Origin of the sequence: Hydrogenophaga sp. YM1 (genome assembly GCF_016903055.1) — a bacterium.
GTDB classification, from domain to species: domain Bacteria; phylum Pseudomonadota; class Gammaproteobacteria; order Burkholderiales; family Burkholderiaceae_C; genus Hydrogenophaga; species Hydrogenophaga borbori.
Window position 1 is genome coordinate 3,362,661 of sequence record NZ_CP070223.1, and the last position, 21,795, is coordinate 3,384,455.

Sequence of the window (21,795 nt, forward strand, 5' to 3'; positions counted from 1 at the left end):
GGTCTGGACCCGATGACTTCAACGAAAGGGCGTATCTCAATGAGCAAGTTGGTTGGACTGGTTGGCTGGCGCGGCATGGTCGGGTCGGTCCTGATGGATCGCATGGTCGAGGAAAAAGACTTCGACCTGATCGAGCCCTTGTTCTTCTCCACCTCCAACGCGGGCGGCCAGGCCCCCGCGATGGCGAAGAACGAGAACAAACTGCAGGACGCGAACGACATCCAGGCGCTCAAGCGCTGCGACATCGTCATCACCTGCCAGGGCGGCGACTACACGAACGAGGTTTATCCCCAGCTGCGCGCCGCCGGCTGGAAGGGCCATTGGATCGACGCCGCCTCCAGCCTGCGCATGAAGGACGACGCCGTGATCGTCCTCGACCCCGTCAACCTGCCGGTCATCCAGAACGCGCTCGCCAAGGGCGGGCGCGACTGGATCGGCGGCAACTGCACCGTGAGCTGCATGCTCATGGGCGTGGGCGCCCTCTACAAAGCCGGCCTGGTCGAGTGGATGAGCACCCAGACCTACCAGGCCGCCAGCGGCGGTGGCGCGCAGCACATGCGCGAGCTGCTCACGCAATACGGCACGCTCAACGCCGAGGTGAAGGCCCTGCTGGACGACCCCAAGAGCGCCATCCTCGAAATCGACCGCAAGGTCATCGCCAAGCAGCGCTCCCTCAGCGGCGCCGAGGTGGCCAACTTCGGCGTGCCCCTGGGCGGCTCGCTGATCCCCTGGATCGACAAGGACCTGGGCAACGGCATGTCCAAGGAAGAATGGAAGGGCATGGCCGAGACCAACAAGATCCTCGGCCAGGGCGAGGGCTTCGGTACCCCGGCCACGCCCGTGGACGGTTTCTGCGTGCGCGTCGGTGCCATGCGCTGCCACTCGCAGGCCCTGACCTTCAAGCTGAAGAAGGACGTGCCGCTGGCCGACATCGAGGCCATGATCGCGGCCGACAACGCCTGGGTGAAGGTGGTGCCCAACACCAAGGAAGACACCCTGCGCGACCTCACGCCCGTGGCCGTGACGGGCACCATGACCATTCCCGTGGGCCGCCTGCGCAAGATGGCGATGGGCCCGGAATACCTCGGCGCTTTCACCATCGGCGACCAACTGCTCTGGGGCGCCGCGGAGCCGCTGCGCCGCATGCTGCGGATTCTGCTGCAGGCCTGAGCAGGGCCTCGGCCAGGCCTAGCGCCCCCTGGTCTCGTTGCACACCCGCAACGAGACCGGAGGGGCTCAGCGGGACGAACGGTAGGCTCACAAACTCAAGCGGATTCTCAGCTTGTAACCGTAATCCGTTGATGCTATGGTCATTTCTCGGTTTTTCCCATCGAGGTTCCAGTGCCATCCCACACCCGACACACCCCATTGCCCTTGACCTCGTCCGTGTCGGACCGCACAAGTCGGCGTGGCCTGGCCAACCTGCACGCCATCGCAGCCGCCGCGCTGGTCACCACGCTGGTGTTCAGCGCCCACGACGCCCAGGCACTGGCCCTCGGACGGGTCTCGGTGCAATCGGCCCTCGGCGAGCCCTTGCGCGCCGAGATCGACGTCCCTGAAATCAATGCCAACGAGGCGTCCAGCCTGCGCGTGACGCTCGCCCCCGGCGCCACCTACCGCGCCGCCGGCGTGGACGTGAACCCGGCCCTCAACGGCCTCGAAATCACCCTGCAGCGCCGCGCCGATGGCCGCGCCTACCTGCGACTGCGCGGCCCGAACGCCGTCAACGAGCCCTTCGTCGACCTGATCCTCGAAGCCAACTGGGCCACCGGCCGCGTGGTGCGCGACTACACCCTGCTGTTCGACCCGCCGAACCTGCGCGCGTCGACGCCGCAGCCGACGCCCATCGCACCGCGCGCCAGCGCACCGGCCCCGACGGCGCCCGCCCCTTCGGCCGCGGCACCCGCACCCGCGCCTGCGCCCGCAGCTTCGGCGCCGGCCCCCGTGGCCAGCGCGCCGCGCCCGGCGCCCGCGCCTGCTGCCGCACCGGCCAGCACCGCGCCGCGCCAGGTCACGGTACGGCGCGGCGACACGGCCGGCGCCATCGCCCAGGCCCACCGCCCGGCGAACGTCTCGCTCGACCAGATGCTGGTCGCCATGCTGCAGGCCAACCCCAGCGCCTTCATCGACAACAACGTCAACCGCGTCCGCGCGGGCGCCGTCATCGACCTGCCCTCGCAGGCCAGCGCCTCGGCCATCGACGCCGGTGAAGCCCGACAGACCATCGCCGCGCAAAGCCGCGACTTCGACGAGTACCGCCGTCGCCTGGCCGGCGCCGCCCCCGCCGCCCGGGTCGACACCGCCCAGCGCGAGGCCACTGGCCGCGTGCAAAGCGAGGTGCAGGACCGGAGCGCCCCGGCGCCGTCCAGCGACCGCCTGACGCTGAGCCGCCCCTCGGGCAGCACACCGGGCACCAGCAGCGAAGCCCAGATCGCGCAGCAGCGCCAGTCGTCCGACGCGGCCCAGCGCAGCGCCGAACTGCAACGCAACATCGAAGAGCTCGCCAAGCTGGGCGACCAGGCCAAGGCCCCTGCGGCGGCCCCCACCCCGGCGCCGGCGCCCGCCGCCGCTTCGCCCGCGCCGGCGGCACCCACCACCCCGGCCACGGCACCGGCCGCCGAGGCCCCTGCGCCCAGCACGGCCCCCGCGCCAGCCGCCGAAGCACCGGCCACGCCTGCACCCGCTCCCGCGCCGGCGGAAGCCACGGCCCCGGCGCCCGCGCCGGCCCCTGCCGTGAAGGTCCCGAGCCCGCCCGCCGTGCCGGCGCCCGCCGCCGATGAACCCAGCTTCCTCAGCAGCCTCACCGAGAACCCCCTGCTCCTGCCCGTGGTGGGCGGCGTGCTGGCGCTGCTGGCCGGCCTCGGTCTGTGGCGCGTGCGGCAGCGAAAGGCCAACGCCAACGTCGACAGCTCCTTCCTGGAAAGCCGCCTGCAGCCCGACTCCTTCTTCGGCTCCAGCGGCGGCCAGCGCATCGACACCGCTGAGGCCATGGCCTCGGGCTCGTCCATGGTCTATTCGCCCAGCCAGCTCGACGCCGCCGGCGACGTGGACCCGGTGGCCGAGGCCGATGTGTACCTCGCCTATGGCCGCGACCTGCAGGCCGAGGAAATCCTCAAGGAGGCCATGCGCAGCACCCCCACGCGCGTCGCCATCCACACCAAGCTGCTGGAGATCTACGCCAAGCGCCGCGACGCCCGCGCCTTCGAGGTCGTGGCGAGCGAGGCCTTCGGCCTCACACAGGGCGAAGGCCCCGAGTGGGAGCGTGCCTGCGAACTCGGCCGCGAACTCGACCCCACCAACCCGCTCTACCACCCCGGCGGCAAGCCCTTGGCCAAAGCCGGCGCCGCCGCCACCCTGGCCGGCGGGCTGCACGCCTTCAGTCCCAGCACGGTCAACCTCGATTCACAGGCCTCCACGGGCGCCGGTCCGCTGGACCTGGACCTCGACCTGCCCATGGACGACGCCCCGCCGTCCCGCCCGGCACCGGCCGAGCACCCCGACATGGTCGCCATGTCGGACCTGGATGACCTCGACGCCACCGACGCCCTCACCGCGCCCTCGGTGCAGCCCGCCAGTGCCGCGTCCTCGCACGCGATGGACTTCGATCTCGACCTGCCTTCGCCCGCCCACGAGACCGAGCGCTCGGCCACCACGCCGGCCGACATCGAGGTGCCCAGCCTGCGCGGCGCGCCCGACAGCATCAGCGCCCCCGGCTTCGACCTGGACCTGGCCAATGCCGCGGCACCCGCCCCCGCGCCCGCCGGCAACCTGATGGACTTCAACCTCGACGGGCTCAATCTCGACCTCGACAGCGGCCACAAGGAGCCCGTGACCATGGCACCCGCGGGCGAGCTCACGGAAGAAAACCCCCTGGAGACCAAGCTCTCGCTGGCCGAGGAATTCCGCGCCATTGGCGACTTCGAAGGCGCGCGCTCGCTCGCCGAGGAAGTGCTGGCCGAAGCGTCCGGCCCGCTCAAGGCCAAGGCCAGCACCTTCCTGGCCGACCTGACGACCTGACGCCATCGCTTGACCGACACCCCTGCCGATCCCCCCGCCACGCCCAGCCCGATGCCCCGCATCGCGCTGGGCGTGAGCTTTAACGGCCGCGCCTACGACGGCTGGCAGAGCCAGCCCAGCGGCAACACCGTCCAGGACAAGTTGGAGGCGGCGCTCAGCCAGTTCTGTGCCCTGCCCGCCGTGAGCACCCTGTGCGCGGGCCGCACCGACGCCGGCGTGCACGGGCTCATGCAGGTGGTGCACTTCGACACCCCCCTGCAGCGCGACGAATACGCCTGGGTGCGAGGCACCAACAGCTTCCTGCCCCCCGACATCGCCGTGCAATGGGCGCGGGAAGTGCCCGCGGCCTTCCACGCCCGCGCCAGCGCCATCGCGCGGCGCTACGCCTATGTGCTGCTCGAATCGCCTGTGCGGCCCAGCGTGGAGCAAGGCCAGGTCGGCTGGGTGTTCCGCCCGCTCAGCCTCGACGCGATGCGCCAGGCCGCCGCCTCGCTCATCGGCGAGCACGATTTCACTTCTTTCCGCGCCTCGCAATGCCAGGCGCACACGCCGGTGAAGGCACTGCGGCGCATCGACATCACCCGGCGCGGCGCCTACTGGCGCTTCGAGTTCGAGGCCAACGCCTTCCTGCACCACATGATCCGCAACATCATGGGCTGCCTCATCGCCATTGGCAGCGGCAACCGCCCGCCCGGGTGGATGGCCGAGGTGCTGGCCGCCCGCAGCCGCGACGCCGCGGCGCCCACCTTCTCCCCCGACGGCTTGTACTTTCTAGGCCCGGTCTACGATGCCGCCTGGGGCCTGCCCGAGCGCACGCCGGCCTTCGACTGGCTGCCCTAGCCCTTCCATCCATGTCCGCCCACCGCACCCGCATCAAGTTCTGCGGCTTCACGCGCGAAGCCGACGTGGACGCGGCCGTGCACGCCGGGGCCGACGCCATCGGCTTTGTGCTCTACGAGCCCAGCCCGCGCTTCGTCTCGCCCGAGCGCGCCGGCGAACTGGCGTGCCGCCTGCCCGCCTTCGTCACGCCGGTGCTGCTGTTCGTCAACGCCAGCCCCGAGTGGATCGCGCGCGGCCTGCGCGCGGTGCCCAACGCCCTGCTGCAGCTGCACGGCGACGAAACGCCCACCGAGGCACAGGCCGCGGGCCGGCCCTACCTGCGCGCGGCACGCATTCCCGCCGGCGAGGCAGGCAAAGGCTTCGATCTCCTACAATTCGCCGATGATTTCGTCTCCGCCCAAGCCATCCTGCTCGACGCCCACGTCGAGGGTTTCGGTGGCGGCGGCCAATCCTTCGACTGGACGGCCTTCTCGTGGTCACACCCTCGACTAAACGCCAGCTCTCGCCTCGTTTTGTCTGGTGGACTCACGCCTGCAAACGTGACCGATGGCATTCGGCTCGTCCGGCCCTGGGCCGTTGACGTGAGCTCCGGCATCGAGGTGTCCAAGGGCATCAAGAGCGCCGACAAGATGCAGGCCTTCGTGGCCGCCGTGCGCGCCGCCGATGACCCGGTCGGTCCGGCGCCAGCACCCTCCCCGCAGCGATCCTGACCCGTTCCCGGGTCGCGCGGGGGCCATTCACCGCACAGGATTTCGCATGCAGACCCCCTACCAGCAACCCGACGCCCGCGGCCACTTCGGCATCTACGGCGGCAGCTTCGTGAGCGAGACGCTCACCCACGCCATCAATCAACTCAAAGCGGCCTACGAGAAGTACCAGCACGACCCGGACTTCCTGGCCGAATTCCGCTACGAGCTCGCCCACTTCGTGGGCCGGCCCAGCCCGGTCTACCACGCCGCGCGCATGAGCCGCGAGATGGGCGGCGCGCAGATCTTTCTCAAGCGCGAGGACCTCAACCACACCGGCGCGCACAAGGTGAACAACACCATCGGCCAGGCCATGCTGGCGCGCCGCATGGGCAAGCCGCGCATCATCGCCGAGACCGGCGCGGGCCAGCACGGCGTGGCCACCGCCACCATCTGCGCGCGCTACGGCCTGGAATGCGTGGTCTACATGGGCAGCGAGGACGTCAAGCGCCAGAGCCCCAACGTCTACCGCATGAAGCTGCTGGGCGCCACCGTGGTACCCGTGGAAAGCGGCAGCAAGACCCTGAAGGACGCGCTCAACGAGGCCATGCGCGACTGGGTCGCCAACGTGGACAACACCTTCTACATCATCGGCACCGTGGCCGGGCCGCACCCCTACCCGATGATGGTGCGCGACTTCCAGAGCGTCATCGGCAAGGAATGCCTGACGCAGATGCCCGAGATGCTGCGCGAGGCCGGCTGCGCGGGCGAGCAGCCCGACGCGGTGATCGCCTGTGTGGGCGGCGGCAGCAACGCCATGGGCATCTTCCACCCCTACATAGGGCATGCCAACACCCGCCTCATCGGCGTGGAGGCGGCCGGCGAAGGCCTGGACAGCGGCAAGCACTCGGCCTCGCTGCAGCGCGGCAGCGCCGGCGTGCTGCACGGCAACCGCACCTACGTGCTGCAGGACGACAACGGCCAGGTGACCGAAACGCACAGCATCAGCGCGGGCCTGGACTACCCTGGCGTCGGGCCGGAGCACGCCTTCCTCAAGGACATCGGCCGCGCCGAGTACGTGGGCATCACCGACACCGAGGCGCTGGAGGCCTTCCACTACCTCTGCCGCACCGAGGGCATCATCCCGGCGCTGGAGTCCAGCCACGCCGTGGCGCACGCCATGAAACTCGCCAAGACCCTGCAGCCCACGCAATCCATCCTGGTCAACCTCTCGGGCCGAGGCGACAAGGACATCGGCACCGTGGCCGACCTCTCGGGCGTGGACTTCTACGACCGCCCCTCCCTGCGCGGCCACACCGTCAAGGGGGGCCAGAACAAATGAGCCGCATCGAAAAGACCCTGTCCGACCTCAAGGCCCAGGGCCGCAAGGCCCTGATCCCCTACGTGACCGCCGGCTTCCCCTTTGCCGACATCACACCCGAGCTGATGCTGGGCATGGCCGACGCGGGCGCCGACATCATCGAACTCGGCGTACCCTTCTCCGACCCCTCGGCCGACGGCCCCGTGATCCAGAAGGCGGGCGACCGCGCGCTGGCCGCCGGCATCGGCCTGGCGCAGGTGCTGGCCATGGTGAAGCGCTTCCGCGAGCGCAACACCACCACGCCCGTGGTGCTCATGGGCTATGCCAACCCGGTGGAGCGCTACGACCAGAAGCACGGCGCCGGCGCCTTCGTGAACGACGCGGCCGAGGCCGGCGTGGACGGCGTGCTGGTGGTGGACTACCCGCCCGAGGAATGCGAGGACTTCGCCCGCGCCCTGCGCGCGCGCGACATGGACCTGATCTTCCTGCTCGCCCCCACCTCCACCGACGAGCGCATGGCCCAGGTGGCGCGCGTGGCCAGCGGCTACGTGTACTACGTTTCACTCAAGGGCGTCACCGGCGCGGGCACGCTGGACGTCTCGCAGGTCGAGGCCATGCTGCCGCGCATCCGCGCGCACGTGAGCATCCCGGTCGGCGTGGGTTTCGGCATCCGGGACGCGGACACCGCCCGTGCCATCGGCCGCACCGCCGACGCGGTGGTGATCGGCAGCAAGCTCATCCAGCTCATAGAAGACGAACCGCACGAAAAAGTGGTGCCCGTGGCCGTCCAGTTCATGCGCACCATCCGAAAAGCGCTGGACGCATAATCCCGCCTCGCGCCCCTCACTCCCCCCTGGAGAACCGCATGTCCTGGCTCGAAAAGCTGCTCCCCCCCAAGATCACCCCGACCGACCCCACCGAGCGCCGCAGCGTGCCCGAGGGCCTGTGGGTGAAGTGCCCCAGCTGCGAGGCCGTGCTCTACAAGAACGACCTCGAGAAGAACCAGAACGTCTGCCCGCACTGCTCGCACCACCACCGCATCGGTGCACGCGCGCGCCTCAACGCCTTCCTCGACGCCGAGGGCCGCTACGAGATCGGGCAGGAGGTGCTGCCGGTCGACGCGCTCAAGTTCAAGGACAGCCGCAAGTACCCCGAGCGGCTGAAGGAAGCGCTGGAGAGCACCAGCGAGACCGATGCCCTCATCGTCATGGGCGGCGCCGTCAAGGGCATCAGCCTGATCGCGGCCTGCTTCGAGTTCGACTTCATGGGCGGCTCCATGGGCTCGGTGGTCGGCGAGCGCTTCGTGCGCGGCGTCGAAGAAGCCATCGCGCAGAAGGTGCCCTTCGTCTGCTTCACCGCCACCGGCGGCGCGCGCATGCAGGAGGGCCTGCTGTCGCTGATGCAGATGGCCAAGACCAACGCCTCCCTCACGCGCCTGGCCAAGAAGGGCCTGCCCTACATCAGCGTGCTCACCGACCCCACCATGGGCGGCGTCAGCGCGGGCTTCGCCTTCGTGGGCGACGTGGTGATCGCCGAACCCAAGGCGCTGATCGGCTTCGCCGGCCCGCGCGTGATCGAGAACACTGTGCGCGTGAAGCTGCCCGAGGGCTTCCAGCGCGCCGAGTTCCTGCAGACCAAGGGCGCGGTCGACTTCATCTGCGACCGCCGCGAACTGCGCGCCACCGTGGCCAGCCTGCTGGCCATGATGCAGCGCCAGAGCGCCGACGCGGTGGTCGAGGATTGAGCGACGGCCCGGCGGCTGAGGCACTCAAGCTCGCCCAGCTGCCCCTCTTCCCGCTGCAGACCGTCCTGTTCCCAGGCGGCTGGCTGCCGCTTCGCATCTTCGAGGTGCGCTACCTCGACATGATCGGCCGCTGCCACAAGGCCGGCGCGCCCTTCGGCGTGGTGAGCCTGAGCGAAGGCAGCGAGGTGCGCCGGCCCGACCCCAAGGCCCCGCCCGGCGGCGACGGCTTCGCCAAGGAAGATTTCCACCCGATCGGCGTGCTCGCGCGCATCGAATCGCTGGAAAAACCCCAGCCAGGGCTCTACATGATCCGCTGCCAGGGCCTGCAGCGCTTCAACGTCACGCGCCGCACGCGGCTGCCGCATGGCCTGTGGGTGGCCGACGTCGAACTGCTGCCGGCCGACCTCCCCGCGCCCGTGCCGGACGAACTGGCCTCGGTGGCCACCGGCCTCAAGCGCGTGCTGGAGAACCTGCGCGAGCGCCAGCCAGGTGCCGAGGACCAGTTGCCGATCCAGCCACCGTACCACTGGGACGACGCCGGCTGGGTGGCCAACCGCTGGTGCGAACTGGTGCCGGCCCCGCTGGCGCTCAAGCAGCGGCTGATGGCGCTGGACAACCCGCTGCTGCGCCTCGAACTCGTGGCCGACCTGCTCGACAAGCTCGGGCTGGACCGCTGAGCGCCCGCCCGGGGCGCCTCAGGGCAGCAGCGACAGCGCGCGCATGTAGCGCGGATCCACCATCAGATCGTCCCAGGCCATGGCCTGGCCCTGGGGCAGCAGCGCGCGGCGGCGCTCCTCGCTCGCGGGCGACGGCGTCCAGCCGCCCTGCAGCGCGGCGCGCGAAAGCTCGTCGATCGCCTCGTCGATCGGCGCGCCGCCGTCCACCACGCTCTGGTTGCACAGCAGCACCATGTCGCAGCCCGCCTGCAGCGCCGCCGTGGCGGCCTCGGCGAAGCGCACCGCGCGGCCTTCGATCTGGCGCGCCGCGGCCATGCCCAGGTCGTCGCTGAACACCGCGCCGGTGAAGCCCAGGCGCGCGCGCAGCACGTCCTGCAGCCAGCGTGCCGAGAAACCGGCGGGCCGGGCGTCCACCTTGGGGTAGACCACGTGCGCGGGCATGACCGCGCTGAGCGAGGCGCTGAGCCAGCCGTAGGGCAAGGCGTCGTCGGCCAGGATGGCCTTGAGCGAACGCGGATCGCGCGGGATCTCGTGGTGCGTGTCGCCGCGCACGTAGCCGTGTCCGGGAAAGTGCTTGCCGCAGTTGGCCATGCCACTCTGGCGCAGGCCATGCATCAGCGCCTGCGCCAGCACCGTGACCACGCGCGGGTCGCGCGCGAAGGCGCGGTCGCCGATGACCGAGCTGTCCCCGTGGTCGAGGTCGAGCACGGGGGTGAAGCTCAGGTCCACGCCGCAGGCGCGCAGCTCGGCGCCGAGCACGAAGCCGGCCGCCGTGGCGGCGTCGGCCGCGCGCATCGCGCCGTCGCCGTCGGCGCCGCCGGCCATCCAGCGCTCGCCGAAGGCGGCCATCGGCGGCAGCGCGGTGAAACCGTCGGTGCGGAAGCGCTGCACGCGGCCGCCCTCGTGGTCGACCGCGATCAGCAGGTCGTCGCGCACCGCCTTGATCTCGGCGCACAACCGCGTGAGCTGCGCGCGGTCGCGCCAGTTGCGGGCAAACAGGATGGCGCCGCCCACCAGGGGGTGGTCCAGGCGCTGGCGGTCGTTGTCGGTCAGGCTCAGGCCGGCGACGTCGATGATCAGGGGGGCGTGGTGGTTCATGGCGAAGGGGGGGCTGTGCGTTCGACGACCACGAAGCTGGCCGCGTAGTCGGTTTCGTCGGTCACGGTCACGTGGGCGCGCAGGCCGCGCGCCTCGAACCAGGTCTTGAGCTCGCCGTGCAGCACGATCACGGGCTGGCCGCTGGGCAGGTTGGCGATCTCGCAGCGGCGCCAGCTCATGGGCATGCGCATGCCCAGGCCGATGGCCTTGGAAAAAGCCTCCTTGGCCGAGAAGCGCGTGGCCAGGTAGCGCAGGCCGCGCTGCGGCCAGCGCGCGCTGCGGCGCTGCCAGACGGCGAACTCGGCCTCGCTGAGCACCTTGCCGGCGAACCGTTCGCCCTGGCGCTCCAGCGTGGCCGCGATGCGGCGCACGTCGCAGATGTCGGTGCCGATGCCGTAAATGCTCATGCGTCGAACGCGCCGTCGATGCAGCGCTTGTAGGCCTGGACGGTGGCCCCGTAGCCCAGCTCCAGCGCGTCGGCGATCAGCGCGTGGCCGATGGAGACTTCGCTGACGGCCGGCACCTGGCGCAGGAAGGGCGTGAGGTTGTCGCGGTTGAGGTCGTGCCCGGCGTTGACCGCCAGGCCAGCGTCCAGCGCGGCCTGCGCGGCGCGGGCGAAGCGGCGCAGCTGCTCGTCCTGCGCCGGCGTGCCGAAGGCGGCGGCGTAGGGTTCGGTGTAGAGCTCGACCCGGTCGGCACCGACCGCCCGGGCCGACGCCATCTGGTCGGCCTCGGCGTCCATGAACAGGCTCACGCGCACGCCCAGCGCGTGGCATTCGGCGATCAGGGGGCGCAGGCGCTCGGCGTCGGCGGGAAAGCGCCAGCCGTGGTCGCTGGTGAACTGGCCTTCGGCATCGGGCACGAAGGTGGCCTGGTGCGGGCGCACCGCGCGCACGAAGTCCATGAGGTTGTGGAAGGGGTTGCCCTCGATGTTGTATTCGCGATCGGGCCAGGCCTTGAGCGCGGCGGCCAGCTCGTGCACGTCGTGCGCGCGGATGTGGCGCTCGTCGGGCCGCGGGTGCACGGTGATGCCGGCGGCGCCGGCCCGAAGGCACAGCTCGGCCGCGCGCACGACCGAGGGAATGCCCAGGTGGCGGGTGTTGCGCACCAGCGCGACCTTGTTGAGATTGACCGACAGCGCGGTCCGGTTGTGCACCATGCTCAGGCCCAGTCAGGAGTCGGTGGGATCGGTGGAAGGGGCATCGGCGGCATGCCCGCGGCGGCGGCGCAGGGCCTGCACATCGAGCAGCAGCTGGCGCGTGCCGAACACGCGCACATTGCCATGGTAGAGCAGCAGGTTGCGCAGGGGGATGCGCAGGGTCGGCGCGATCTCGGCGCAGGCGCGCAACACGGGCACGAAGGGGGCGGGCCCGTCCAGCGCCTGCTGCAGCCCGCGCCAGCGCGCCGCGTCCAGCGCGTGGTGGTCCTCGTCGTGCGCCAGGCGCAGGCCGGACTCGGGCTGCAGCACGTAGCGCCCGGCCTCGCTCAAGGGGGCCAGCGTCGCGCCCTCGCGCAGCAGGTCGGGCAGCAGGCCGGTCTCGCGCAGCAGCAACAGCTCGAAGGCGCGCAGCACCACGCTGCGCGCGTCGGGCTGCTCGGCCAGGGTGTGCACGGCGGTGGCGAACCAGTCGAACAGGCGCGGGTAAGGGTCTTCGCGCGCCAGCAGGCGCATCAGCAGTTCATTCAGGTAGCTGCCCGCGATGAGCGCCTCGCCGGTGGGCATGACGTGTCCCCCCACCCAATGCGCGGCCTTGAGCGTGCGGACCTCGGCATCGCCGCTCCAGCTCAGCTGCAGCGGCTGCAGCGGCAGCAGCACGGGGCGGAACTGTGAGGTGGGCCGCTTCACACCCTTGGCCACCAGGGCGATGCGGCCGTGGTAGCGCGTGAACACCTCCAGCACGAGGCTGGTCTCGCTCCAGTCGTAGCGGTGCAGGACGAACGCGGACTCGTCGGCTACCCGGGCCTTCATCGATAGGCATCGGCCTGCCGCCGGGCCGCCCCACGGCAGGCCAGCCCCCGCGGGGGGCAGCGACGCGCGCAGCGGTGGAGCGCGGAGGCCTCATTCATATCCGAAGGAGCGCACGCGGGCCTCGTCGTCGGCCCAGCCGGAGCGAACCTTGACCCACAGTTCCAGGAACACCTTGCCGCCCCAGAGCTTTTCCAGTTCCATGCGGGCCTCGGTGCCGATGCGCTTGAGCTTCTCGCCCTTGTCGCCGATCACCATGCCCTTGTGCCCTTCGCGCTCGACCACGATGGTGGCCGCGATGCGGCGCAGCTGTCCCTCTTCCTCGAAGCGGTCGATGATCACCGTGGAGGTGTACGGCAACTCGTCGCCGGTGAGGCGGAACAGCTTCTCACGCACCATCTCGGCGGCCATGAAGCGCTCGCTGCGGTCGGTCAGGTCCTCGGCGTCGTGGATCCAGGGCTGCTGTGGGAGGTACTTCTCGCAGATGGTGAACAGGCGCTGGATGTCCTTGGCGGCCTTGGCCGACATGGGCACGAACTCGGCGAAGGCGTGGCGCTCCTGCATGGAGCGCAGCCAGGGCGCCAGGTCGCCGCGGCGGTGCACCTCGTCCAGCTTGTTGGCCAGCAGGATCACCGGCACGTCCGGCGGCAGCAGCGACAGCACCTTGGCGTCGGCCAGGTTGAATCGACCGGCCTCCACCACGAAGAGGATCAGGTCGACGTCGGCCACGGCACCCAGCACGGTCTTGTTGAGCGAGCGGTTGAGCGCGTTGCCATGGCGGGTCTGGAAACCCGGGGTGTCGACGAAGATGTACTGAGACGCGCCTTCGGTGCGGATGCCGGTGATGCGGTGCCGCGTGGTCTGGGCCTTGCGCGAGGTGATGCTGACTTTCTGTCCCACCAGCGCGTTGAGCAGGGTGGACTTGCCCACGTTGGGCTTGCCCACGATGGCGACGTAGCCGCAGCGCTGGTCGGCCTCGGCCACCTCGGGTCTCGGCTCAGGGGCCTCGGCCGCGCCGGGCTTGCCCAGGGCGCGCGCCAGCATGGCCTCGAGGTTGTCGGCGGGCGGGGGGGCGGGTGTCTTCTGGCTCATGGATCGGTTCGTCAGCGCGCGCTGGCCATCAGGTGCTGCAGCATGGCCGCGGCGGCGGCCTGCTCGCCCGCGCGCCGCGAGGCGCCAATGCCACGCTCGCTGTGGCCGGACTCCTGCACGGTGCACTCCACGTCGAAGGTCTGCTTGTGGGCTTCGCCCAGCGTGGCCACCACGCGGTAGACGGGCAGCTTCATTTTGCGGCCCTGCAGCCACTCCTGCAATTCGGTTTTTGGGTCCTTGCCCAGGGCCGTCATGGTGTGGCTCAGCTCCACGCCGCTATACAGCCGCCGCACCAGGGCCGAGGCGGTCTCGAAACCGGCGTCGAGGTAGACGGCGCCAATCACGGCCTCCAGGGCGTCGGCCAGGATGGAGGGGCGCTTGTGCCCGCCCGAGCGCTTCTCGCCGTCGCCCAGCCGCAGGCCGGACGACAGGCCCAGCGCCTGGGCGAGCCCGAACAAGGTGTCCTGCTTGACCAGGTTGGCGCGGATGCGGGACAGATCGCCCTCGGGCAGGGCGTCCAGCTTCTCGAACAGCAAGCCGGAAATGGCCAGGTTGAGCACGGAGTCGCCGAGGAATTCCAGGCGCTCGTTGTGGTCGGCGCCGAAGCTGCGGTGGGTCAGCGCCCGCTCCAGCAGGCGTGGGTTGGCGAAGCGGTGCTGCAGCCGGCCCTGCAGCGCGGTGAGATCGGGGCTCAAACCATCAACCGGGCCGCGCTCATTGCGAGCTGCCCTTGTACTTCATCACCAGCCAGGCCGGCCCGGCCAGGTGGATTTCGCGGACGTAGTCGTAGGACACCACCACGCGGTCGCCCTGCTTGCCCACGGTGAGGTCCTTGCCCGAGATGGTGCGGATGTCGTCGATCGTGGCCGCCTTGTCGAAGATGTCGCGCACCTCGGCCACCGTGCTGCCCGCCGAGGCCTTCTGCACCGCCTTCTGCACGGCCATGTACTCGAGGTAGGTGGGGAACACCTGGGCCGCCACGATGCCCGCGAGCGCCAGCAGGGTGCCGACGATGATCAGGCCGACGAAGGTCAGGCCCCGTTGTTGCCGCTTCAGCTTCATGCGCTCCTCCTCAGGGTTCGCTCTTACTCGAATCGTCCGATGCGACCGAGGTCGCCGAAATTCATCCAGACCAGGAAGGCCTTGCCCACGATATTCGCTTCGGGCACAAAGCCCCAATACCGCGAGTCGAGCGAATTGTCGCGATTGTCGCCCATCATGAAGTAATGCCCGGCCGGCACCTTGCAGACCGCGCCCTCCACGCTGTAGCGGCAGTTCTCGGCGAAGGGGAACTGGGTGGCACCGTCGACGAAGGCCGGGCGGTTGTCCTCGTTGAGGGTGTTGTACCGCTTGCCGCCCAGGCTTTCCTGCCATTGCTTGGCGTAGCGCATCGAGTCCTTGTCGAAGAAGTCGGGCTGCGCCACCCGCGGCACGGGCTGGCCGTTCACCGTGAGCTGCTTGTTCAGGTAGGCCACCTCGTCGCCGGGCAGGCCGATCACGCGCTTGATGTAGTCCAGGCTGGGCTTGGGCGGGTAGCGGAAGACGACCACGTCGCCGCGCTGCGGCGCCTGGTTGTCCCAGACCTTGGTGTTGACCACGGGCAGGCGGATGCCGTAGTGGTACTTGTTCACCAGGATCAGGTCGCCCACGCGCAGGGTGGGGATCATGGAGCCCGAGGGAATCTTGAAGGGCTCGAACAGGAAGGAGCGCAGCACGAAGACGGCCAGGATCACCGGGAACAGGCCCGCCGTCCAATCCAGCCACCAGGGCTGGGCCAGCGCCCGCTGCCGCGCCGGTTCGATGTCGCCCTCGATCTGGCTGAAGCCCTGCTTGGCCAGGGCCTCCTTGCGCTGGTGGTGCTCCACCACGAGCTGGTCGGCCGCGCGGCGGCGCTGCGGCAGGAAGACCAGCTTGTCGATCACCCAGTAGACGCCGGTGACGAGCGTCGCCAGCAGCAGCAGCAGGGAGAAATTGCCCTCGACCGCGCCCATGTACCAGGCCACGGCATAGAGCCCGAACGCCGCGAGGATGATCCCCGTGACCGCACCCATCGTGGACTTCATCAGTCTTGCACCTGCAGGATGGCCAGGAACGCTTCCTGGGGCACTTCGACGGAGCCGATCTGTTTCATGCGTTTTTTGCCAGCTTTCTGTTTTTCGAGCAGTTTGCGTTTGCGGGTGATGTCACCACCGTAGCATTTTGCCAGCACGTTCTTGCGCAGCGCCTTGATGGTTTCGCGCGCGATGACGTTGCCCCCGATGGCCGCCTGGATCGCCACGTCGAACATCTGTCGGCTGATGATCTCGCGCATCTTGGCTGCCACCGCGCGGCCACGGTACTGCGCCTGGCTGCGGTGCACGATGATCGACAGGGCATCGACCTTCTCGCCGTTGAGCAGGATGTCGACCTTGACCACGTCGGAGCGGCGGTACTCCTTGAACTCATAGTCCATGCTGGCGTAGCCGCGGCTGACGGATTTGAGTTTGTCGAAGAAGTCCAGCACGATCTCGCCCAGCGGCAGTTCGTAGGTCAGCATGACCTGCTTGCCGTGGTAGGCCATGTTGATCTGCACGCCGCGCTTCTGATTGGCCAGGGTCATGACCGGACCCACGTACTCCTGCGGCATGTACAGGTGCACGGTGACGATGGGCTCGCGGATCTCTTCGATGCGGCCGGGGTCGGGCATCTTGGAGGGGTTCTCCACCATCAGCACCTCGCCGTCGCCCTTGACCACCTGGTAGACCACGCTGGGCGCGGTGGTGATGAGATCCTGGTCGAACTCGCGCTCCAGGCGCTCCTGCACGATCTCCATGTGCAGCAGGCCCAGGAAGCCGCAGCGGAAGCCGAAACCCAGGGCCTGCGACACCTCGGGCTCGTAGTGCAGCGAGGCGTCGTTGAGCTTGAGCTTCTCCAGGGCGTCGCGCAGGGCGTCGTACTGGTTGGCCTCGGTGGGGTACAGGCCGGCGAACACCTGCGGCTGCACCTCCTTGAAGCCGGGCAGCGGTCGCTCCGCCGGGCCGGCGTTGTTGGGCAGCTTCTTTTCCAGCGTCACGGTGTCGCCCACCTTGGCGGCCGCGAGCTCCTTGATGCCGGCGATGATGTAGCCCACCTCCCCCGCTTCCAGCGAGTCGCGGGGCTGGGTGGCCGGCGTGAACACGCCCAGGTTGTCGGCGTTGTAGGCCGCGTTGGTGGCCATGAGCTTGAAGCGCTCGCCCTTGAGCAGGCGACCATCCACCACCCGGACCAGCATCACCACGCCCACGTAGGCGTCGTACCAGCTGTCGATGATCATGGCGCGCAGAGGGGCGTCCGGGTTGCCGCGCGGCGCCGGCACCTTGGCCACCACGGCCTCCAGGATGTCCTCGACCCCCATGCCCGTCTTGGCCGAACACGGGATGGCGTCGCTCGCGTCGATGCCGATCACGTCCTCGATTTCGCTCTTGGCGTTCTCGGGGTCGGCGTTCGGCAGGTCCATCTTGTTCAGGACCGGCAGCACCTCCACGCCGAGGTCGAGCGCGGTGTAGCAGTTGGCCACCGTCTGGGCCTCCACGCCCTGGCTGGCGTCCACCACCAGCAAGGCGCCCTCGCAGGCCGACAGGGAGCGCGAGACCTCATACGAGAAGTCCACGTGGCCTGGGGTGTCGATCAGGTTCAGGTTATAGACGCGGCCGTCGCGCGCCTTGTACTGCAGAGCGGCCGTCTGCGCCTTGATGGTGATGCCGCGCTCCTTCTCGATGTCCATGGAGTCGAGCACCTGCTCGCTCATCTCACGATCGGAGAGGCCGCCGCAGCGGGAGATGATGCGATCCGCGAGCGTCGATTTGCCGTGATCGATGTGCGCGATGATCGAGAAATTGCGGATGTGGTTCATCGGAAGGCCGGGCCAGGGACCATGTTCATCGCGCGCCGGGCCAGGGCGCGCGACCATAAAAAAGGGCGCGTCAGCTGCTGACGCGCCCGTAACCAACAATCAATGGCAACTGCGATAGTTGGGGTTTCATTGTAGGCAAAAAGCCCCCCGCAGACAGCCGCCACCAAGCTTCCCGACCCTGTCGCCGGGCCGCAACAGGGCAGTTGTTTACAGCTTATCCACAAGCTCTGGGTACAAGCTGTGCAACGGCTGTGGATCAAGGACCACCGGAAGCGACTGGGCTCCCGCATCGTGAATTGGGTGCTCGCGCGCCGGCTTCAATCCGTCAACAACGCGCGGGATTTTATCGAATCCGGTCAAGACTGGCCGAATTTCCGTTGGTGCTCACTAACTTTTCTATTGGCCGAGCCCGTGGACGGGCTTTGAAGGGCGTCGCGTCCCCGAAACACCCGGCGACGGACGGCGCCGATGCCCGGGGACGGGCGGGGGTTATTGGCCCAAGCCACCCGAAAGGCGTTCCACACCCGGGCCCGTCACCGGGCCTGCGGCCGCACCACCGCGTACTGGGCCCATTCCCCCCGGCGCAGCAGCAGATTCACCGGCTTGGACTTGTCCAGCTTGGCGAGCACCGCCTCCACGTCCTTGACCGAGGACACCTCGGTGTTGGCCACCGCCACGATCACGTCGCCTTCGCGCAGGCCGGCCCGGGTGGCGGGCCCGGCGACGCCGATCACGCGAACGCCGCCCTTGACCTTGAGCGCCTTGGCGTCGTCCGCGCCGAGTTCCGCCAGCGTCAGGCCCAGTGACTGCGTCGCGTTGTTGCTCGGCACCGGCTTGGGCTCGGGGGAGGCGGCACGCGCCTCGGGGCGCTCGGGCTCCAGTTCGGCGATGACCACGTTCAGCTCGCGCTGACTGCCCCGGCGCAACACCGTCATGGTGCTGCGCGTGCCCGGCTTGGTGTTGCCCACCAGGCGCGGCAGGTCAACTGACTTGTCGATCTCCTTGCCATCGAACTTGAGGATGATGTCGCCCGGCTCGACGCCCGCCTTCGCGGCCGGCGAATCGGGCTCAACGCCACGCACCAGCGCGCCCTTGGGCTGCGCCATGCCCAGCGACTCGGCCACCTCCTTGCCCACCTGGTCGATGCGCACGCCGATGCGCCCGCGCGTGACGCGCCCGCTGGCGCGCAGCTCGTTGGACACGCGCACGGCCTCGTCGATGGGAATGGCGAAGGAAATGCCCTGGAAGCCGCCCGAGCGCGAGTAGATCTGGCTGTTGATGCCCACGACCTCGCCGCGCATGTTGATCAGCGGCCCGCCCGAGTTGCCCGGGTTGATGGCCACGTCGGTCTGGATGAAGGGCAGGTAGTCGCCCGTGTCGCGCTGCTTGGCGCTCACGATGCCGGCCGTGACGGTGTTCTCCAGGCCAAAGGGCGAGCCGATCGCCATCACCCATTCGCCCACGCGCAGGCGGTTGATGTCGCCCACTTTCACCGGCACCAGACCGGTGGCCTCGATCTTCACCACCGCCACGTCGGTGCGCGCATCGGCACCGACGATGCGCGCCTTGAATTCGCGCTTGTCCGCCAGCGTGACGATCAGCTCATCGGCGCCGTCCACGACATGGGCGTTGGTCATGATGAAGCCGTCGGCGCTGAGCACGAAGCCCGAACCCACACCGCGCGGACGCGCCTCGTCGGACGGCGGGCCCTGCCGCGGGCCGCGCGGCGTCACGCCCGGCGGGATGGGGATGCCGAAGCGGCGGAAGAACTCCAGCATCTCCTCGTCGGGGCCGCCCTCGGCATTGCCGCGCGCCGCGGCGCGCTCGAGCGTGCGGATGTTGACCACCGACGGGCCGACCAGGTCGACGAGGTCGGTGAAATCCGGCAGGCCGCGCGCATTGGTCGCGGCCGCCTGGGCGAGCGAGGGGGTGGGCGTGAACAAGGCCAGGGATCCGGCCGCACCGAAGGCGGCGGCCAGGGCCAGGGCTTGCAGGGAAGGACGGAGTAGGGCTGCGGACATCGGCGGCTTTCTTCGGTGGTCGATCAAGGGCGGTCTCAGCGGATGCGCTCCAAGGCGTCGGCGAAACGTTTCAGGGTGGCGGGAGGCACCTCGCCCAGGGCGGTCACCCAATGGTCGCCGACACGGCGGCTGACGGAGTGGGTGGCCCCCATGGCCACCTGCTGCTCCTCGTTGCCGTGGCGCTGCGGGTCGAAGGGCTCGACGAACAGCGACACGGACGCCAACCCATCGGAGAACACCCACTGCATGGGGGCCTGGCCCGCCGGCAGGGGGCCGCCGGGCACTTCGCGCGTGTGGCAGCTCATGGCGGTGAAGCCCGGGATGGACTCCTTCAACTGCCAGCCCTCGGCCTGCGGCGTGGTCTTGCGCAGCGCGGGCTTGATCACCTCGTAGCCGCGCGTGTCCTTCATGAGGCGCGCGAGCTTGTCCATGCTCACGGGGGCGTCGAGCTGCAGCTCGGAGAACGCCACCTGCTCCAGCACCTGGCCCTGGGCGCCCAGCGTCTGCAGCTTCACGATCAGGCCGCTCTTTTTCTCGGACCAGATCCGGTAGCCGAAGCGCCACTCATCTCGAGGCACGATCTCCACCATGTCGGCCATGTGGCCCGCCACGCGCTGGTACCCCACTTCGCGGGCACCGTAGAACTGCGCGATGGCGCTGGCCGGCGTGCGCAGCATGTCGGGAAAGACGCCGAGCGATTCGCGCTTCTCGACCATGGCGGTGCGCGTTTCCGGCTCGAAGGTGATGACCTCGCTGTTGCGGCGGATGGTGGTGCGCGGCGCGCCGGTGAGCGTCTCCACACGCTCCATCTGCTGCGTGCCGTCGCACACATGCCAGATCTTGGAGGCCGACATCGCGCTGCCGGAGCTGACGACCAGCGTGCCGGTGTACGAGCGCTGGAGCGAGGCCTGGTGCATGCGCGAGAGCCATTCGGTGACGCTGCGTGCGGAACCCGCGCCCGGCGACACGCTGGTCCCCTGGGCCAGCACCGGCGCGCTCCAGCCACCGGCACAGGCCCAGACGATCAGGGCGGCCCCGAAGCGGCGCAGCCGCGGCGCGCCAAGCCGACGGGCGCAGGGCAGAACGGCAGGGGGAAAAACGGCGGTCGTCATGGGCGCGGCCATCAGCGGGCGTCGGCGTCGTAGGTGGCGTTGCGGATGAAGCCGGTCGAGGTCTGGAAGGCCGACATGCCGCCGTGCTGGCGGTGCTCGGACAGCAGGCGCTCCAGCGCCGGGTCGCGGATCAGCTGGCCCTGCGAGGTGGACACCACCACCGGCCGCGTGGACGGGACCCCGGCCGACGCGGCCGGCGGCGGCGCCGAAGCCAGGGTGGCGGGCGGCAGCGCCACCCGCTCCTGGGCCAGCACCGGCGCCTGCGGGCCACCGGGCGCGGAGGCCAGCACGGTCCAGCCGACGGCGGCGACCGCCACCACGCTGGCCAGGCCCGACACCATCTTCCAGCGGAACAAGGCGTCGTTCGCCGCCGCGCCACGCACCGCGCGCACGGGCCGGGACCCGGCGTCCGCGGCGGGCTGGTGCTCGGCGTCGAGCCGCCGGTTCAGCTCGGCCAGGAAATCCATGGGGGATCGGGCCGGCAGGGCCGCGCCATCGCCTCGCAGCACCTCGCCGATGAGCTGGTAGCCGCGCCACTGCGCCAGGGCCTCGTCGCCCAGGCGACAGCGCGCGAACAGGGCGTCGCTTTCGCGCTCGTCCAGGTAGCCATCGCACAGGGCCGACACCTGGTCGGCGCCCGGGTGGGCCGAATCGAAGGAAGTGGGCTGGTTCATGGCGGCGACCTCAGCGTGGCAGGCCTCTTACCAGCGCTTGCCCGACTGCCGGTCGAGCAAGGGCTTGATGCGGGCCGAAATGGCTTCGCGCGCCCGGAAGATGCGGGAACGCACGGTGCCAATGGGGCATTCGAGTGCTTGGGCGATCTCTTCGTAACTCAGGCCCTCGATTTCGCGCAGGGTGATGGCCATGCGCAGTTCCTCGGGCAAGGCTTCCATCGCGGCGTTGACCGCGTTGGCGATTTCCTTGCTGGCCAGCACCGCCTCGGGCGTCTCGGTGTCGGCTACGTTGGCGTTTAGTTCGCGCTCCGGAGCGGAAGTTTCATCGTCCTCCCCCCCCTTGAGCTGCGATTGGAAGACCAGCGGATCGCGTTTCAGTTCCATCAGCTGCTTCTTCGCCGTATTGACGGCGATGCGGTACAGCCAGGTGTAGAACTGGGCATCGCCCCGGAACTGGGCCAGCGCGCGGTAGGCGCGGATGAAGGTTTCCTGGGCGATGTCCTGGACCAGGTCGCTGTCGCGCACCATGCGTCCGATGAGGCGCTCGACGCGCCGTTGGTACTTCAGGACCAGCAGATCGTAGGCGCGGCGCTCGCCGGCCAGGGTGCGCTGCACCAGCATGACGTCGCTGTCGGGCGGCGGCGGAGCGGTGTGGTCTTCCGTTGTCATGCGCGCG

General features: G+C 69.6%; 21 protein-coding genes. 8 read left to right on the forward strand and 13 right to left on the reverse strand.

Features of this window, described 5'->3' with window-relative positions; all coding sequences use genetic code 11:
• The first annotated feature begins 39 nt into the window (after positions 1-39).
• The 8 genes from asd to JNX00_RS15855 all read left to right on the forward strand — a co-directional run bounded on the left by asd (position 40) and on the right by JNX00_RS15855 (position 9,285).
• A complete protein-coding gene (gene asd, locus JNX00_RS15820; RefSeq protein WP_204742850.1) occupies positions 40-1,170 on the forward strand; it encodes an aspartate-semialdehyde dehydrogenase in 1,131 nt (376 codons plus the stop codon).
• A gap of 204 nt (positions 1,171-1,374) precedes the next feature.
• A complete protein-coding gene (locus tag JNX00_RS15825) occupies positions 1,375-4,017 on the forward strand; it encodes a FimV/HubP family polar landmark protein (protein WP_239478161.1) in 2,643 nt (880 codons plus the stop codon).
• A 51-nt stretch (positions 4,018-4,068) separates the two neighbouring features.
• Entirely contained in the window at positions 4,069-4,857 is a 789-nt protein-coding gene (truA, locus tag JNX00_RS15830) for a tRNA pseudouridine(38-40) synthase TruA (protein WP_204745083.1), read from the forward strand.
• 11 nt (positions 4,858-4,868) lie between these two features.
• Positions 4,869-5,567, forward strand: a complete 699-nt coding sequence (locus JNX00_RS15835) for a phosphoribosylanthranilate isomerase (RefSeq protein ID WP_204742851.1) — start codon at positions 4,869-4,871, stop codon at positions 5,565-5,567.
• A 46-nt stretch (positions 5,568-5,613) separates the two neighbouring features.
• Entirely contained in the window at positions 5,614-6,885 is a 1,272-nt protein-coding gene (trpB, locus tag JNX00_RS15840) for a tryptophan synthase subunit beta (protein WP_204742852.1), read from the forward strand.
• Positions 6,882-7,691 (forward strand): tryptophan synthase subunit alpha, encoded by an 810-nt coding sequence (gene trpA, locus JNX00_RS15845; RefSeq protein WP_070397537.1) that lies wholly within the window; start codon positions 6,882-6,884, stop codon positions 7,689-7,691. The genes trpB and trpA overlap by 4 nt, the downstream gene beginning before the upstream one ends.
• A gap of 38 nt (positions 7,692-7,729) precedes the next feature.
• Positions 7,730-8,608 carry an acetyl-CoA carboxylase, carboxyltransferase subunit beta gene (gene accD, locus JNX00_RS15850; protein WP_070397536.1) on the forward strand — a complete coding sequence of 293 codons (879 nt, stop codon included), beginning with the start codon at positions 7,730-7,732 and terminating at the stop codon, positions 8,606-8,608.
• Positions 8,605-9,285 carry an LON peptidase substrate-binding domain-containing protein gene (locus tag JNX00_RS15855; RefSeq protein ID WP_070397535.1) on the forward strand — a complete coding sequence of 227 codons (681 nt, stop codon included), beginning with the start codon at positions 8,605-8,607 and terminating at the stop codon, positions 9,283-9,285. Before accD ends, JNX00_RS15855 begins: the two co-directional genes overlap by 4 nt.
• Before the next feature lie 18 nt (positions 9,286-9,303).
• On the opposite strand, the gene nagZ is transcribed toward JNX00_RS15855, so the two are convergent.
• From nagZ to rpoE, 13 genes are all read right to left on the reverse strand, one after another.
• Positions 9,304-10,383 carry a beta-N-acetylhexosaminidase gene (nagZ, locus tag JNX00_RS15860; RefSeq protein ID WP_204742853.1) on the reverse strand — a complete coding sequence of 360 codons (1,080 nt, stop codon included), beginning with the start codon at positions 10,381-10,383 and terminating at the stop codon, positions 9,304-9,306.
• Complete coding sequence (gene acpS / locus JNX00_RS15865) at positions 10,380-10,790, reverse strand: holo-ACP synthase (RefSeq protein ID WP_070397533.1); 411 nt, start codon at positions 10,788-10,790, stop codon at positions 10,380-10,382. The genes nagZ and acpS overlap by 4 nt, the downstream gene beginning before the upstream one ends.
• Entirely contained in the window at positions 10,787-11,542 is a 756-nt protein-coding gene (locus tag JNX00_RS15870; protein ID WP_204742854.1) for a pyridoxine 5'-phosphate synthase, read from the reverse strand. The genes acpS and JNX00_RS15870 overlap by 4 nt, the downstream gene beginning before the upstream one ends.
• 12 nt (positions 11,543-11,554) lie before the next feature.
• Entirely contained in the window at positions 11,555-12,352 is a 798-nt protein-coding gene (gene recO, locus JNX00_RS15875; RefSeq protein ID WP_070397531.1) for a DNA repair protein RecO, read from the reverse strand.
• A gap of 90 nt (positions 12,353-12,442) precedes the next feature.
• On the reverse strand, positions 12,443-13,441 hold the full coding sequence (gene era, locus JNX00_RS15880) for a GTPase Era (RefSeq protein WP_204742855.1): 999 nt from the start codon (positions 13,439-13,441) through the stop codon (positions 12,443-12,445).
• An 11-nt stretch (positions 13,442-13,452) separates the two neighbouring features.
• Positions 13,453-14,136, reverse strand: a complete 684-nt coding sequence (gene rnc, locus JNX00_RS15885; protein ID WP_070397529.1) for a ribonuclease III — start codon at positions 14,134-14,136, stop codon at positions 13,453-13,455.
• Positions 14,137-14,155: 19 nt separating this feature from the next.
• The gene (locus JNX00_RS15890) at positions 14,156-14,503 is read right to left on the reverse strand and encodes a DUF4845 domain-containing protein (RefSeq protein ID WP_070397528.1); all 348 of its coding nucleotides are present in this window, start codon (positions 14,501-14,503) and stop codon (positions 14,156-14,158) included.
• Between the two features lie 23 nt (positions 14,504-14,526).
• Complete coding sequence (gene lepB / locus JNX00_RS15895; RefSeq protein WP_204745084.1) at positions 14,527-15,492, reverse strand: signal peptidase I; 966 nt, start codon at positions 15,490-15,492, stop codon at positions 14,527-14,529.
• A gap of 11 nt (positions 15,493-15,503) precedes the next feature.
• Entirely contained in the window at positions 15,504-17,312 is a 1,809-nt protein-coding gene (lepA, locus tag JNX00_RS15900; protein WP_070397526.1) for a translation elongation factor 4, read from the reverse strand.
• Positions 17,313-17,845: 533 nt separating this feature from the next.
• Positions 17,846-19,333 carry a Do family serine endopeptidase gene (locus JNX00_RS15905; protein ID WP_204742856.1) on the reverse strand — a complete coding sequence of 496 codons (1,488 nt, stop codon included), beginning with the start codon at positions 19,331-19,333 and terminating at the stop codon, positions 17,846-17,848.
• Positions 19,334-19,368: 35 nt separating this feature from the next.
• Entirely contained in the window at positions 19,369-20,445 is a 1,077-nt protein-coding gene (locus JNX00_RS15910) for a MucB/RseB C-terminal domain-containing protein (RefSeq protein ID WP_239478162.1), read from the reverse strand.
• 11 nt (positions 20,446-20,456) lie between these two features.
• Entirely contained in the window at positions 20,457-21,119 is a 663-nt protein-coding gene (locus JNX00_RS15915) for a sigma-E factor negative regulatory protein (protein ID WP_204742857.1), read from the reverse strand.
• A gap of 27 nt (positions 21,120-21,146) precedes the next feature.
• Positions 21,147-21,788 (reverse strand): RNA polymerase sigma factor RpoE, encoded by a 642-nt coding sequence (gene rpoE, locus JNX00_RS15920; RefSeq protein WP_070397522.1) that lies wholly within the window; start codon positions 21,786-21,788, stop codon positions 21,147-21,149.
• Positions 21,789-21,795: the final 7 nt, after the last annotated feature.

Excerpts from the sequence above, each read along its gene's own strand:
- asd (WP_204742850.1), top strand. The coding sequence starts at position 40 with ATGAGCAAGTTGGTTGGACTGGTTGGCTGGCGCGGCATGGTCGGGTCG.
- truA (WP_204745083.1), top strand. The coding sequence starts at position 4,069 with ATGCCCCGCATCGCGCTGGGCGTGAGCTTTAACGGCCGCGCCTACGAC.
- JNX00_RS15835 (WP_204742851.1), top strand. The coding sequence starts at position 4,869 with ATGTCCGCCCACCGCACCCGCATCAAGTTCTGCGGCTTCACGCGCGAA.
- trpB (WP_204742852.1), top strand. The coding sequence starts at position 5,614 with ATGCAGACCCCCTACCAGCAACCCGACGCCCGCGGCCACTTCGGCATC.
- trpA (WP_070397537.1), top strand. The coding sequence starts at position 6,882 with ATGAGCCGCATCGAAAAGACCCTGTCCGACCTCAAGGCCCAGGGCCGC.
- accD (WP_070397536.1), top strand. The coding sequence starts at position 7,730 with ATGTCCTGGCTCGAAAAGCTGCTCCCCCCCAAGATCACCCCGACCGAC.
- nagZ (WP_204742853.1), bottom strand. The coding sequence starts at position 10,383 with ATGAACCACCACGCCCCCCTGATCATCGACGTCGCCGGCCTGAGCCTG.
- acpS (WP_070397533.1), bottom strand. The coding sequence starts at position 10,790 with ATGAGCATTTACGGCATCGGCACCGACATCTGCGACGTGCGCCGCATC.
- JNX00_RS15870 (WP_204742854.1), bottom strand. The coding sequence starts at position 11,542 with ATGGTGCACAACCGGACCGCGCTGTCGGTCAATCTCAACAAGGTCGCG.
- recO (WP_070397531.1), bottom strand. The coding sequence starts at position 12,352 with ATGAAGGCCCGGGTAGCCGACGAGTCCGCGTTCGTCCTGCACCGCTAC.
- era (WP_204742855.1), bottom strand. The coding sequence starts at position 13,441 with ATGAGCCAGAAGACACCCGCCCCCCCGCCCGCCGACAACCTCGAGGCC.
- JNX00_RS15890 (WP_070397528.1), bottom strand. The coding sequence starts at position 14,503 with ATGAAGCTGAAGCGGCAACAACGGGGCCTGACCTTCGTCGGCCTGATC.
- lepB (WP_204745084.1), bottom strand. The coding sequence starts at position 15,492 with ATGGGTGCGGTCACGGGGATCATCCTCGCGGCGTTCGGGCTCTATGCC.
- lepA (WP_070397526.1), bottom strand. The coding sequence starts at position 17,312 with ATGAACCACATCCGCAATTTCTCGATCATCGCGCACATCGATCACGGC.
- JNX00_RS15905 (WP_204742856.1), bottom strand. The coding sequence starts at position 19,333 with ATGTCCGCAGCCCTACTCCGTCCTTCCCTGCAAGCCCTGGCCCTGGCC.
- JNX00_RS15910 (WP_239478162.1), bottom strand. The coding sequence starts at position 20,445 with ATGACGACCGCCGTTTTTCCCCCTGCCGTTCTGCCCTGCGCCCGTCGG.
- JNX00_RS15915 (WP_204742857.1), bottom strand. The coding sequence starts at position 21,119 with ATGAACCAGCCCACTTCCTTCGATTCGGCCCACCCGGGCGCCGACCAG.
- rpoE (WP_070397522.1), bottom strand. The coding sequence starts at position 21,788 with ATGACAACGGAAGACCACACCGCTCCGCCGCCGCCCGACAGCGACGTC.